13 protein-coding genes and 1 tRNA gene are annotated in these 12,823 nt (G+C 70.2%); 6 read left to right on the forward strand and 8 right to left on the reverse strand.

Features of this window, described 5'->3' with window-relative positions; genetic code table 11:
* The first annotated feature begins 13 nt into the window (after positions 1–13).
* A tRNA-Gly gene (locus QE377_RS06790) sits at positions 14–84 on the forward strand.
* A gap of 389 nt (positions 85–473) precedes the next feature.
* Complete coding sequence (locus tag QE377_RS06795; RefSeq protein WP_307320992.1) at positions 474–1,400, forward strand: DUF368 domain-containing protein; 927 nt, start codon at positions 474–476, stop codon at positions 1,398–1,400.
* 19 nt (positions 1,401–1,419) lie between these two features.
* Here QE377_RS06795 and QE377_RS06800 read toward each other — a convergent pair whose 3' ends face one another.
* The 5 genes from QE377_RS06800 to QE377_RS06820 all read right to left on the reverse strand — a co-directional run bounded on the left by QE377_RS06800 (position 1,420) and on the right by QE377_RS06820 (position 5,632).
* The gene (locus QE377_RS06800; protein WP_307320995.1) at positions 1,420–2,313 is read right to left on the reverse strand and encodes an ROK family protein; all 894 of its coding nucleotides are present in this window, start codon (positions 2,311–2,313) and stop codon (positions 1,420–1,422) included.
* Positions 2,310–2,597 carry a hypothetical protein gene (locus QE377_RS06805; RefSeq protein WP_307320998.1) on the reverse strand — a complete coding sequence of 96 codons (288 nt, stop codon included), beginning with the start codon at positions 2,595–2,597 and terminating at the stop codon, positions 2,310–2,312. The genes QE377_RS06800 and QE377_RS06805 overlap by 4 nt, the downstream gene beginning before the upstream one ends.
* 54 nt (positions 2,598–2,651) lie before the next feature.
* Positions 2,652–3,692, reverse strand: coding sequence for an aldo/keto reductase (locus QE377_RS06810; RefSeq protein ID WP_307321000.1), 1,041 nt, complete (start codon positions 3,690–3,692; stop codon positions 2,652–2,654).
* A gap of 110 nt (positions 3,693–3,802) precedes the next feature.
* The gene (locus tag QE377_RS06815; protein WP_234074004.1) at positions 3,803–4,639 is read right to left on the reverse strand and encodes an alpha/beta fold hydrolase; all 837 of its coding nucleotides are present in this window, start codon (positions 4,637–4,639) and stop codon (positions 3,803–3,805) included.
* A gap of 168 nt (positions 4,640–4,807) precedes the next feature.
* Positions 4,808–5,632 carry a ribokinase gene (locus QE377_RS06820; RefSeq protein ID WP_307321006.1) on the reverse strand — a complete coding sequence of 275 codons (825 nt, stop codon included), beginning with the start codon at positions 5,630–5,632 and terminating at the stop codon, positions 4,808–4,810.
* Positions 5,633–5,742: 110 nt separating this feature from the next.
* Between QE377_RS06820 and QE377_RS06825 the strand changes: the two genes are divergently transcribed.
* Positions 5,743–6,696: a nucleoside hydrolase gene (locus tag QE377_RS06825; RefSeq protein WP_307321008.1), complete on the forward strand. Its 954-nt coding sequence runs from the start codon at positions 5,743–5,745 to the stop codon at positions 6,694–6,696.
* A gap of 4 nt (positions 6,697–6,700) precedes the next feature.
* Here QE377_RS06825 and QE377_RS06830 read toward each other — a convergent pair whose 3' ends face one another.
* Together QE377_RS06830 and QE377_RS06835 are read right to left on the reverse strand one after the other, a co-directional pair.
* Positions 6,701–7,573: a DMT family transporter gene (locus QE377_RS06830; protein ID WP_307321010.1), complete on the reverse strand. Its 873-nt coding sequence runs from the start codon at positions 7,571–7,573 to the stop codon at positions 6,701–6,703.
* Entirely contained in the window at positions 7,570–8,820 is a 1,251-nt protein-coding gene (locus QE377_RS06835) for a serine hydrolase (protein WP_307321013.1), read from the reverse strand. The genes QE377_RS06830 and QE377_RS06835 overlap by 4 nt, the downstream gene beginning before the upstream one ends.
* A gap of 76 nt (positions 8,821–8,896) precedes the next feature.
* Between QE377_RS06835 and QE377_RS06840 the strand changes: the two genes are divergently transcribed.
* Positions 8,897–9,205, forward strand: a complete 309-nt coding sequence (locus tag QE377_RS06840; protein WP_234074009.1) for a DUF2470 domain-containing protein — start codon at positions 8,897–8,899, stop codon at positions 9,203–9,205.
* A 66-nt stretch (positions 9,206–9,271) separates the two neighbouring features.
* Entirely contained in the window at positions 9,272–9,925 is a 654-nt protein-coding gene (locus QE377_RS06845; RefSeq protein WP_307321018.1) for a heme oxygenase (biliverdin-producing), read from the forward strand.
* Positions 9,926–10,323: 398 nt separating this feature from the next.
* Here the strand turns inward: QE377_RS06845 and QE377_RS06850 are convergent, their stop codons facing one another.
* Positions 10,324–11,670, reverse strand: a complete 1,347-nt coding sequence (locus tag QE377_RS06850; RefSeq protein ID WP_307321021.1) for an ATP-dependent RecD-like DNA helicase — start codon at positions 11,668–11,670, stop codon at positions 10,324–10,326.
* Positions 11,671–12,222: 552 nt separating this feature from the next.
* Between QE377_RS06850 and QE377_RS06855 the strand changes: the two genes are divergently transcribed.
* On the forward strand, positions 12,223–12,822 hold the full coding sequence (locus QE377_RS06855) for a hypothetical protein (protein WP_307321023.1): 600 nt from the start codon (positions 12,223–12,225) through the stop codon (positions 12,820–12,822).
* Position 12,823: the final 1 nt, after the last annotated feature.

A 12,823-nucleotide genomic window follows, 5' to 3' on the forward strand; every position in this document is an offset into this window, starting at 1 on the left:
GCCGCGTACCCCCGGGGCTGTAGTTCAATGGCAGAACTTCTGCTTCCCAAGCAGACAGCGCGGGTTCGATTCCCGTCAGCCCCTCGTATGGAAATAGCGGTCCGGCTCGTCCGGGCCGCTATTTCCATGTATCGGCAGAGTGAATCGAACCCTTGAGTGGGCCCACAACGCCGAGGCCCCGCGCGCGGCGCAGCCGCGTGTGGAGAAGCGTTGGGGACCGTCAGCCCCTCACACGAGAGAAGGCCCGGCGGTCAGCGTCTGCCGGGCCGGTGGCTACAGTTCTGCGCAGATGCGCCAGTCAATGACTGTCGCGGATGCGGGAAGGTGTGGCGGTTGCGCACATGCGACGCAACTCAAACGGAGACGTCGAGGCTTCCGCCGGGATACCAGGGCTCACCTGGGTATGCCGCGGTCTCGTCGAAAGCCCTGCCCGAGCAGCCCCCTCACAGGCCCCTCCCGTAGCGTGGGGAGGTATGGCCGACACCCTTGCCGACCGACGTTCACCCCTCCGACCCGCCGTGGATCTCGTCCGCGGCACCCTGATCGGGGCGGTGGAGGTGATCCCGGGGGTCAGCGGCGGCACGGTCGCCCTCATCGTGGGCGTCTACGCCACGCTCATCGAAGCGGCCAGCCACGTCGTGCGCGGCACGCTCGCGCTCACTGATGTCTTCCGTCGCAAGGGCCTGGCCCGCGCCGCATCCCACTTCCGCGCCGTGCGCTGGCGAATCGTCGCGCCGGTGCTCCTCGGGATGGCGCTCGCGGTCGTGCTCGGCGCGAAGCTCCTCGCCCCGCTCGTGCAGGAGTTCCCGACCGAGACCCGCGCGGTGTTCGGCGGCATGATCGCCGCATCCCTGCTCATCCCGATCCGGATGCTGGGACGCGACTGGACCTGGCGCCTCGCCGTCGTGGCCCTCGGCGCGGCGGTCGCCGCCTTCCTCCTCACGGGCCTGCCCTCGGGCACCCTCGAGGATCCGCCGCTCGTGATCGTCGCCCTCGCCGCATCCGTCGCCGTCTGCGCCCTCGTGCTTCCCGGCCTGTCCGGCGCCTTCCTGCTGCTCGTGTTCGGCCTCTACGAGACGACGCTCGTCGCCCTGAACGAGCGCAACGTGCCCTACATCCTCGCCTTCGCGGTCGGCGCGATCGTCGGCCTCAGCCTGTTCGTCAACATCCTCCGGATGCTGCTCGCCCGCTTCCACGCGGCGATGCTCGCGATCATGACCGGACTCATGCTCGGCTCCCTCCGGGCTCTCTGGCCCTGGCAGGATGCGGCAGGCCGCGCCGCCGCGCCATCGGGAGACGTACTTGGCCCGGTGCTGCTGGCCGCCGCCGGCGCCGCCGTCGTGTTGGCGGTCCTGGCGATGCAGGTCGCGCTCGACCGGCGAGCGCAGCGCGCCGCGTAGGGACGCCCCTGCCAGCCGCTCAGCCCGCGGCGGCCTGCTCGGCGAGCAGCAGCGAGCCGTAGAGCCCGGCCTCGCCGTCGAGTTCGGTGCGGGCGATCGCGAGCTCCCGTGACGAGCCCCGCGACCCGGCAGGACCCACGCGCACGGCGGCGGCCTCCTGGAGCGCCTCGATCAACCCGGGCGTCTTGAGCACGCCGCCACCGAACACGATCAGTTCGATGCCCAGCGTGAAGTACAGCGTGGCGGCGAGCTGGGCGAGGTAGAACGCGGCGATCTCGTTGCTCTTCGCGCGCGCGGCCGCATCCAGCTCCTGGCTGTCGATGCCGTTGCGCGCACGGACGGCGGGGCCCGACGCGACGCCCTCGAGACAGTCGCCGTGGAAGCGGCAGATACCGGCGAAGGTGTCGTCGGGGTGCCGTGCGACGGGAAGGTGAGCGATCTCGGGCCAGCCGGTGCCCACCAGCACTCGGCCCCCGGCGATGAGCCCGGCGCCCACACCGGTGCCGACGGTGACATAGGCGACGTCGCTCGAGTCCTGCGCGGCGCCCCACTGCAGCTCGCCGAGCGCGGCGCCCGTGACGTCGGTCGTGATGCGGGCGGGAGCATCCGAGGCCGCCGCGCGAATGCGGCCCAGCACGTCGACGCCGTCCCACCCCGCCTTCGGCGTCGAGGTGATGGATCCGTAGGCCGGCGAGGCGGGGTCGAGGTCGAGCGGACCGAAGGCCGCGATCCCGACACCGGCGATCTCGTCGTCGAGTGACCGGATGAAGTCGCCGACCGCGGCGAGCGTCGTGTCGGGCTCACCGGTCGCGACCGAGGTGCGGCTCAGGATGCGGCGGGGGTCCCCCTCCGGCGCCGCCGCGCAGACGATCTTCGTGCCGCCGGTCTCGATGCCGACGAGCAGGCGGCTCACGCCGCGTCCTCGTCGCGGGGCACGATGCCCCCGAACACCAAGTTGTTGCGCATGGCGCGACTCTCGTCGTCGTCGCCGAGGAGCGCCTGCCGCAGGCCGTCGACGTCATGCGTGCGCAGGAGCGCGTTCCACCGCTCGACGGCTGCGCGCGCTCCGCCCTCGGTGGTCTCGCGCTTGCGCGGTACGTTCTGCAGCGCCCGGGTGATCACGTAGAGCGGCTCGGTCTCGAGCAGCTCGGCGATCCGCCGGTGCTGAGCCAGCTTCTTCTGGTCGTTTCGCGACATTCCTGCCTCCGCGTCCATCCTGCCGCGGGCGGCGTGCCCGCGGGTGAACCCGCGTCAGTTGACCGAGCCGCCGACGGGCGCGGCGAACTCGTCGAGAGCGGCGACGACCTCGGGCGAGAGCTCGGCCTTGCTCGCGGCGATCGCGTCGTCGATCTGACCCGGGCGCGAGGCGCCGATGATCGCGGTGGTCACGACCTCGTCGCGCAGCACCCACGCGATCGCGAGCTGCGGGATCGACAGACCCGCATCCCGCGCGACGCCGTCGATGCCCCGGATGCGGCGCAGGTAGTCGTCGGTGAGCGCGCTGCTGTTGAGGAAGTGGCTGTCGGCGGCGCGAGAGTCGGCCGGCACGGTGCCGTCGAGATACTTGGCGGTCAGCAGCCCCTGCGCCAGCGGCGAGAAGACGGCGCTGCCGACCTGCAGCTCCCGCAGGGCGGGGAACAGCTCCGCCTCGGGGGTGCGGTCGAACAGCGAGTAACGGGGCTGATGTACGAGCAGGCGCACGCCCTCGGCGGCGAGCAGCGCGTGCGCGCGCCGCGTGAGCTCCGCCGGGTAGTTGGAAATGCCGACATACAACGCCTTGCCGCTGCGCACGATGTCGACGAGCGCCTGCATCGTCTCTTCGAGCGGCGTGTCGGGGTCGACGCGGTGGGAGTAGAACACGTCGACGTAGTCGGTGCGCATCCGCGTGAGGCTCTGCTCGAGCGAACGCATCAGGTACTTGCGCGAACCGCCGTCGCCGTACGGCCCCGGCCACATGTCGTAGCCGGCCTTCGTCGTCAGGAACAGCTCGTCGCGGTAGCGGCGCAGGTCGCTGTCGAGCACGGTGCCGAAGGTCGTCTCGGCAGCGCCGTAGGGCGGGCCGTAGTTGTTCGCGAGGTCGACGTGCACGACGCCGCGGTCGACCGCGTGAAGGAGGATCTCGCGCTGCGCCTCGATCGAGCGGCCACGGCCGAAGTTCTGCCACAGCCCCAGTGAGACACGGGGCAGACGCACCCCGCTGGCGCCGGCACGCGCGAACGGCACGTCGTCATAGCGGGTCGCCTTCGCGATGTACGGCGAAAGCAGACGGGGGTCATCGGCGGCGATGGGCATGACGATCCTTCGGGAGGGAAAGGGGTGCAGTTCGCAAGCCTGCCACACCCGGACGACACCCGGCCCCGATCCCGCAGCCGGCTGCGGGATCGGGGCCGGGTCTCAACGGGTCACTCCTGGATGAAGGCCAGGATGTCGGGGTTGATCACATCGGCGTGCGTGGTCAGCATGCCGTGCGGGTAGCCCTCGTAGATCTTCAGCGTCGAGTTCTGCAACAGCTCGTGCTGCTTCAGGGCCGCATCCTTGTACGGGACGACCTGGTCGTCGTCGCCCTGGATGACGAACACGGGAACCGTGATGGCCTTCAGGTCCTCGGTCTGATCGGTCTCGGAGAACGCCTTGATGCCCAGGTAGTGGGCGAGGGCGCTGCCGGTCATGCCCTGACGCCACCAGTTGTCGATCACGGGCTGCGAGGGTGTGACGCCCTCACGGTTGAAGCCGTAGAAGGGACCGGATGCGACGGCCTCGAAGAACTCGGCACGGTTGGCGGCGAGCGCCTCACGGAAGCCGTCGAACACCGAGATCGGCGTGCCCTCGGGGTTGGCGTCGGTCTGCACCATGAGCGGCGGCACGGACGACACGAGCACCGCCTTGGCGACGCGACCCTGGGGCTCGCCGTACTTCGCCACGTAGCGGGCCACCTGGCCGCCGCCCGTCGAGTGCCCGATGTGGATCGCGTTGTGCAGATCGAGGTGCTCGACGACCGCGTTCACGTCGCTGGCGTAGTGGTCCATGTCGTGCCCGGTGCCGATCTGCGAGGAACGGCCGTGGCCGCGACGGTCGGTCGCGATGACGCGGAAGCCCTTGCTGAGGAAGAACAGCATCTGGGCGTCCCAGTCGTCCGACGAGAGCGGCCAGCCGTGGTGGAACACGATGGGCTGGGCGTCGGTGCTGCCCCAGTCCTTGAAGTAGATCTCTGCGCCGTCTTCGGTGGTCACGTAGGCCATGGGAAACCTCCAGGGTGTCTTGTGTTTCACAGTCGTTGAGGGGGAGCGCACTCGAGCCGCAGGGGCCGAGGGTGCGTTCACGATAGCTCCGCGCCTCACGCACCGTGCTTCGACATCTGTCCAGACAATTCCCACGGGTCCGGCGCGCTCACACGTCGCCCGAGCGCGTCAGCGGTAGGTGTCGAGCCGCCGCAGAGGCGGCTGCGCCCCCTCGTGGGTCACCGCGTCCGCGCCGACGGCGCAGGCGGCGGTGAGGGCCGCGACGTCGTCCCATCCGGCGTGCAGCGCAAGGGTCAGAGCGGCACAGAACGCGTCGCCCGCCCCGACGGAGTTGATCGCGTCGACCTTCGGGGCGCTCACTCGCGCGACCTCGCGGCCACCCTCTCGCAGCGCCGCGCCGGCAGAGCCGTAAGTGACCGCCACGCGGCGGGCGGCGGCGAGCGCGGGCAGCAGTTCGTACTCGGTCTCGTTGACGATCACGAGGTCCGCGCGCTCGAGCACCGCCTGCGGCACCTCGCGCGCGGGTGCCGCGTTCACGGCGAGGAAACCGGGCACCTCGGCCAGCGCCGCGATCGCGGACACCGGGATCTCCTGCTGCGCCAGGACCGCCTCGTCCGCGTGGAACTCTACCCCGTCGGGGCGCACCGTGTCGTTCGCTCCCGGACAGACGACGATCTGGTTCTCGCCGGCCTCGTCGACGATGATCAGTGCGGTGCCGGTGGGATCGTCGCCGAGCCAGACATCGCTCGTATCGACGCCCGCATCCCGCAGGTTCTGCAGCATCGCGTGTCCGTCGGTGTCATCGCCGACGGCGCCGACCATACGCACACGAGCGCCCAGACGCGCCGCAGCCACCGCCTGGTTGGCGCCCTTGCCGCCCGGATCACGCCGCAACCGGCCGCCCAGAACCGTCTCGCCCGCGCCGGGCAGCCGCCCGGTGGTGGCCGTCAGATCGACGTTGATGCTTCCGACGACGCAGAGAGGACCGAGCATTTCCCCATTCCACCACGCGCCGAGGCCTCGGATGCGGCGCCTCAGCCCGTGACGAGATATAACCGAACAGGCGGACGAGGGGGTCGCGCCCCGACCCACCGAGGAGAACGATGACCGAGCCCACCCCCGTCTACCTGGACTGCGACACCGGCGTCGACGACGCCGTCGCGCTGGCGTACCTGCTGGCCTCCCCGACGATCGACCTCGTCGGGGTCGGCACCGTCAGCGGCAACATCTCCGCGGCCGAAGCCACACGCAACACGCTCGACCTGCTCGCACTGGCCGGTCGCGACGACATCCCCGTGGCGCTGGGCGCGCACGATCATCTCGACCACCCCTACGGGGGCGGCGCCCAGTGGGTGCACGGCGAGAACGGCATCGGCGGCGTCGAGCTGCCGCGAAGCCCGCGGGCGGCGGATTCCCGCACGGCCGTCGAGTTGTTGATCGACTTGTCGCACGCCTACGCCGGGCGCCTGCACGTGCTGACGATCGGACCGATGACGAACCTCGCGCACGCCCTGGAGGCCGATCCCACCCTGCCCGAGCGCGTCGCCGCCGTGACCGCCATGGGCGGGGCTGCTCTCGCGCCCGGCAACATCACGACAGCGGCCGAGGCGAACGTCTACAACGACCCGCAGGCGGCGGCAGCCCTCCTCGCGGCCGACTGGGACGTCACGCTCGTGCCCTTGGACGCCACCATGGAGCACACCATGAGCGAGCAGCAGCGCGAGCGGCTCGTCGCCGACGAGCGCCCGTTCGTCTCGGCGATCGGACGCATCCTCGATCACTACTTCGACTTCTACCGCGACACCTACGGACACCGCACGTGCGCGCTGCACGACCCGCTCGCCGCCGCGATCGTCGGCGGCATCACCCCGTCGCGCGCACCCCGCGTACCGGTGACGGTCGACGTCACCGACGGACCGGGGCGCGGCCAGACGATCGCCGACCTGCGCGGTCAGCGCGTGGCGATGCGCGACCACGACGGCGTGCGCACGCGCGTCGTGCTCGACGTCGACGCGAGTGTGGCCGACCACCTGATCGACACGATCCTCGCGGGCTGAGAACTCAGGCCACCGGTTCGCCCTGGCGCCCGGGACGGGGCGCCATGAGCACGGCACCGATGCTGGCGGCGATCACCAGCGCAATGCCCGCGATCTCGAGCACACTCAGGTGCTGCCCGAGCAGGAGGAATCCGGCGATCGACGCCGTCGCCGGTCCGAGGCTCATGAGGATCGCGAACGTGGATGCGGCCAGTCTCCGCAATGCGGACAACTCGAGCGCGTAGGGGATCGTCGACGAGAGCACGGCGACCCCGGCCCCGATCGCCAGCAGGTCGGGCCGCAGCAACGCGCCGCCCGCATCCACGATGCCGAAGGGGAGCGAGAGCACAGCGCCGACGGCCATGGCCAACGCGAGGCCGTCGAGCCGCACGAACTCGCGTCCGACCCGCGCCGAGGCGAGGATGTACAGCGCCCAGCTCGCGGCGGCTCCCAGAGCGAAGGCCACACCGAGCGGATCGAGACGGTCCCACCCGCCGCCGCCGAGCGCGACGACGCCCAGGAACGCGAGCCCTGCCCAGAGCCACGCCGAGGCCCGGCGCGCGGCGATGATCGACAGCGTCAACGGCCCCAGCACCTCGATCGTCACGGTGACGCCGAGCGGCAGGCGCTCGAGAGCGAGGTAGAACAGCCCGTTCATCAGCGCCAGCACGAGCCCGAATCGCACGACGGCCCACCACGCCGCCCGCGAGTGTCCCCGAAGGCTCGGCCGAGCGATGAGCAGCAGCACGATCGCCGCGAAGACGAGCCGCAGCATGACCATGCCGAGGGGCCCGACCTCGTCGAAAAGCAGGACGGCGAGCGAGGCGCCGACTTCCTGGCAGGCGAGGCCGACCAGGACGAGGGCGACGGCGGAGGTGGATCCGGAGCGAGCGGTCACGAAGCGGGCAGCGGGCACACGGCCGCAGCGGCGATCGCGTCGTGATACTGCTGCGCGGTCCAGGGCAGACCCGCATCCGGAATGCTCTGGCCGCTGACCGCCGGCGCCTTGGAGGCGATGGAGGCGAGCTCCCACGCCAGGTACGCGCCCACCCAGTCGGTCGCGGCTGAGTTGTTGAGCACGACCGAGACGGTCATGCCCGTGGTCGGGTCGGCGAAGGATGCGGTGATGTACCCGGGCACCGAACCGAACTGTCCGACGAGCGAACCGGCCTGGAAGGCGCCGCCCGTGGCGGTGAGCCACGACGGCTGGTCGGGCGAGACGAGCATCGGGGACTCGAAGCGCTCCTCGCCGCCGAACGATCCGGTGGCGAGCGCCTGCGTGTAGCGGCCGACATCGGCGATCGTGGAGACGACTCCCGCGTTCGTGAAGCCGAAGCTGGAGGACATCGTGGTCATGTCGCGCGGCTCGGCGCAGTTCATGGCGCCGTCGGGGCCCGGCTGCGACAGCAGACCCGTCAGCGACGGCTGTCCGGGCTTGGCGGCCGTGCGCCCCGGAAGGCTCGTGTGCGTCAACCCCAGCGGCGCGAACACGTGCTCGTCGAGCAGGGCCGAGGCGGTCTCGGAACCGGCGTTCTCGAGGGCGAGTCCGAGCAGCACGTACGCCGTGTCGGAGTCGCGCCACGCGGTGCCGGCCGTGGCCGGGTCGAATCCGGTGATGCCGTAAGCCGCGAGCTCCGCAGCATTCCATTCGCGTGAGGGCAGTTCGATCGCGTCGTCCTGCAGCACAGCACCGTAGGAGCCCAGACCGCTCGTTCCGTCGCACAGCATGCCGAGGGTCACACCGCTGAGGCCGGCGACGCTGGGGACGTACGTGCGCACCTCGTCGTCGAGCGAGACGGTTCCCGCATCGACCATCTCGTACAGCACGTCGCAGATCATCGGGCGGGTCAGCTCGCCCGCCCGGAACACGTCGTCGACCGAGGCGTCGCCGACACCGGCCACCCAGGATCCGCTCCAGGGCGCCCAGACACCGACGATCGCACCGGTCGAACCGGTGGCGGCCATCGCGAAGTTCACCGCGGACTCGAGCTGCGCCTGCGTGTCGGCGGGGAAGGCACCCTCGACCTGCGTGGGCACGTCGATCTCGACGCTCTTGGCCTGCGTGCATCCCGCGAGCGCGAGAACGATGACGGCTGCGCCGGCGATCGCGGCGGCAGCGCGTTTGAAGCCGGAACTGATCGGCATTTCACCCCCGCGGTCGTGCTCCAGCATTCAAACACACCCACATCACAAGACCATCACGGCTCTTAGGCTGTGCTGCATGACTCACGTTTTCGACGACGAGACACTGGCCGGTGTTCTCGGGCACATGAACTCCGACCACTCCGACGACAACATGCTCTTCGCACGCGCTTTCGGCCCGCATCCGGCGCCCGTCGGCGCCCGCATGGTCGGGTTCGACGGCGACGGCGGGGATTGGGTGATCACGGCGGCCGGGGGCGCGAGCGTCGACATGCGGCTGACGTGGCCGGGCGGGCCCATCACGCAGCGGGCCGAGGTGCGACGCGAGATCGTTGCACTGTATGACGCCGCATGCGCGGAGCTGGGCATCGAACCACGCCCTCACTGACCGCATCCGACATCCTGGGTGAATTGATCATTTAGGTTCTGCTTACCTGAAGGTATAGTGGGCCGCATGAGCGACCCGATCCCGTTCTCCGCAGCCCTCCGCGAGCGTTCCAGCGGTGCCCACTCGGGCAGTGAGGGCGCCGGATTCATGTCCGACCTCATCAAGGGCGAGGGCACGCGCGATGACTACATCGCACTCGTCGCGCAGCACTGGTTCATCTACGAGGCGCTGGAGTCGGCGGCCGAGCGGATGCGGCGCGACCCGGTGGCGGCGGTGTTCATCAGCGAGCGCCTGACCCGTCTTCCCGCTCTCGCCGCCGATCTCGAGTTCCTCGTCGGTCCCGACTGGCGCGAGCGCATCGAGCCGCTGCCGACCACCCGGCGCTACGTCGACCGCATCAACCAGGTCGGCGCCACGTGGCCGGGCGGCTTCGTCGCCCACCACTACACCCGCTACCTCGGCGACCTGTCGGGCGGGCTGTTCATCGGCAAGCTCATGCAGCGCCGGTTCGGCTTCGACACCAACGGCATCGGGTTCTACATCTTCGCGGACATCGCCGACCCGAAGGAGTTCAAGGAGCACTACCGCGTGCAGCTCGACTCCGCCCCCTGGGACGAGGCCGAGAAGGAGCGCGTGATCGACGAGGTGCTGCTGGCCTACCGGTTCAACACCGAGCTCTTCGAGGACCTCGCCCGCGCGAAGGCCGAAGCCGCCGCCTGACCCGGCGCGCCGCATCCGGGAGGGATCCGCATTCCTCTGCCCGAGTTGCGTCGCATATGAGCAACTGCCACACCTTTCCGCATCCGCGACAGTCAGTCTCTGGCGCATCTGCGCGGAACTGTAGCCCCTCCCGCAGCCCATCCACCTGAACCCAGCCCACCCTGGCTCCCGCCTGCGCCCGGAGCCGGCGGGCCTTCCCGGACGTCCCACCGGCAGCTTGTCCACGACCGACGACCCGGCCACCGCATCCGCCGCCCCCCTCCCGACAGCCACACTTGTGCGCAACCGCCACAGTCAATGACTGCCGCGGTTGCGCAGAAGTGGCGCACTTGCGCAACTGCGACGCAACTCGGGCAAGGAAGGGGAGAGCCCAAGGGCGCGGAGTCGGGGGGATGCGGTCAGGCGCGGGCGCGGGACATGAACCGCTGCACGTCGGCGTCCACGCGGATGTCGGAGGGCCGCAGCGGCCGCGACAGGTACAGCCCGTCGAGCGAGGTGAGCCGGGACAGCGCGACATAGGTCTGTCCGGGCGCGAAGGCCCCCGCTCCGAGATCGACGATGGCGCGGTCGTACGTCTTGCCCTGCGACTTGTGGATGGTGACCGCCCACGCCAGTCGCAGCGGGAACTGTGTGAACTCCGCCACGACCTCCCGGCTGAGCGAGCGGGATGCGGCGTCGTACGCGTAACGGAAACGTTCCCAGACCGCGGGCTCGACGTCGTAGTCGCGACCGTCGATCTCGACCCGGACGATGCTGCCGGCGATCTTGACCACCGTGCCGATCGTGCCGTTCACCCACCGCGGGCCGTCGCCGTAGGACTGGGTGTCGTTGCGGAGGAACATGACCTGCGCTCCGACCTTCAGCTGCAGCTCCTGCTCGGCCGGGAAGGCGGCCTCTCCCCGGCCGAAGTCGCCGCTGACCTCGGCGCGCGCGGTCTGTACACGACCGGCGAGAGCGTCCAGGTGGCGCCGATTGATCGCGTTGACGCGGTCGTTGCGGGTCGCGAGGGTGATGATGGGCTCGTCCGCGGAGAACTCCGGGGGTGTGCGGGCGCCCGTGTCGTTGAGGATCTTCGCCATGTCCGCCGTGACCTGGCCATACCGCACGGCGTTCAGCAGCGCCTTGAACCCCGGATCCGACTGCCGATGGATCTCGCGCAGCTCGGCGACGTGGAGGTCGGCGCCGTACCGCCCCATGTCCATGAGCCCGTCACCGCTCGACTCCCCCGCCCACACGTGCGCGTCGAAGAACCAGAACGAGTGGTAGTGGTCGCGCACGTAGCGCAGTTCGTCGCCCCGCGGGGGCACGGGCGCCAGCTGGTACGGGTCGCCGAACATGACCATCTGCACCCCGCCGAAGGGCTCGGCCCGCCGGCCCCGGGCCTGGCGCAGGGCCCGGTCGATGGCGTCCATGAGGTCCGCGTTGACCATCGAGATCTCGTCGATCACGAGCGTGTCGATCGCGTTGAGGAGCTTGCGCGTGGCATCCGACTGGTCGAGTTCGCTGTTCGCGATGAGTCCGATGGGCAGCCGGAACAACGAGTGGATGGTCTGACCCTCGACATTGAGAGCGGCGACGCCCGTCGGGGCGCACACGGCGATCTGCTTCGACGTGTTCCAGGCCAGGTGCTGGAGAAGCGTCGACTTGCCGGTGCCGGCACGGCCGGTGACGAACACGTGCTCCCGGGTGTCCTCGATGAGCCGGAACAGCGCCTGCTGCTCGGCGGACAGGGCGGGGGTGCTCACCGATCCATGCTAGGCGCCGCGCGGCCGCATGACGCCCGGGGGCGACTCCCCGCGCTTTCGCGGGGACGCTTTCCTAGACTTGCCCCGTGAGCCGCTTGAGACGAACCCGGCGCCGTGGCGTGCGCCTGGCGTTCGATCTCACAACCCTCGGGCTCATCGGCGCCCTCCTGCTCGCGGCGCTGGGTGCCGGCACCGCGGCCCTGTACCAGGAGTTCTACAGCCCCTCCGCCTTCGTGCAGCGCTATCTGAGCATGCTCGAATCCGGACGCGCCGCTGACGCGCTGGCCCTGCCCGGCGTCTCGCTCGATTCTTCCGAGCTGACGGATGCGGGACTGCCCGCATCCGCATCCGACGCCCTCCTGCGAAGCGCCGCACTGAGCTCTCTCACCGACGCCCGCGTGGTGTCCGAGCAGACGGACGGCGCCGACACGGTCGTGACGGCCAGCTACGTCGCCGGGCGGGCACGACGGGACCACCTCGTTCCGGGTCCGCAGCAACGGGACGCTCGGCATCATCCCGACGTGGCGGTTCAGCCAGAGCCCCCTCGCCGTCATGAACCTCATGGTCCTCGGCTCGTCCACCTTCGACATCAACGGGTTCCGCGTCGACCGTCGCCAGGTCTCCCCCGACGGCGTCGACGCCGACCCCGTCGCACCCGTGTCGCTGCTGGTGTTCTCGCCGAATCTCTACTCGGTCACGGTCGACAGCGCGCTCTCGACCTCCGATGGGGTCGCCGTTCTCGCGGACGCGCCGATGGTCAATGTGCCCGTCACCGTACAGACGAAGCCGACGGACGATTTCGTGAAGGTTGTGCAGCAGCGGGTGGAGGAGTTCCTGACGGCCTGCACCACGCAGCAGGTGCTGCAGCCGACGGGCTGCCCGTTCGGCTTCGTCGTGCGCAACCGCGTCGAGAAGCTCCCGACCTGGTCGATCACCGAGCAGCCCACGATCGAGGTCCTTCCCAACGGTGCGGGTTGGGTCATCCCCGACGCGGATGCGGTCGCGCACATCGATCTCGAGGTGCGTTCCCTGGCCGATGGTTCGCTGCGCGAGGTGTCCGAAGACGTGCCGTTCGTGGTGAACGGCACGATCGACATCCTCCCGGACGGCACGGCGTCGATCCGTATCGGCGGCTACGACCCCGGGCTCTGAG

The sequence above is a fragment of the Microbacterium sp. SORGH_AS_0862 genome (assembly GCF_030818795.1).
Classification (GTDB): Bacteria; Actinomycetota; Actinomycetes; order Actinomycetales; family Microbacteriaceae; genus Microbacterium.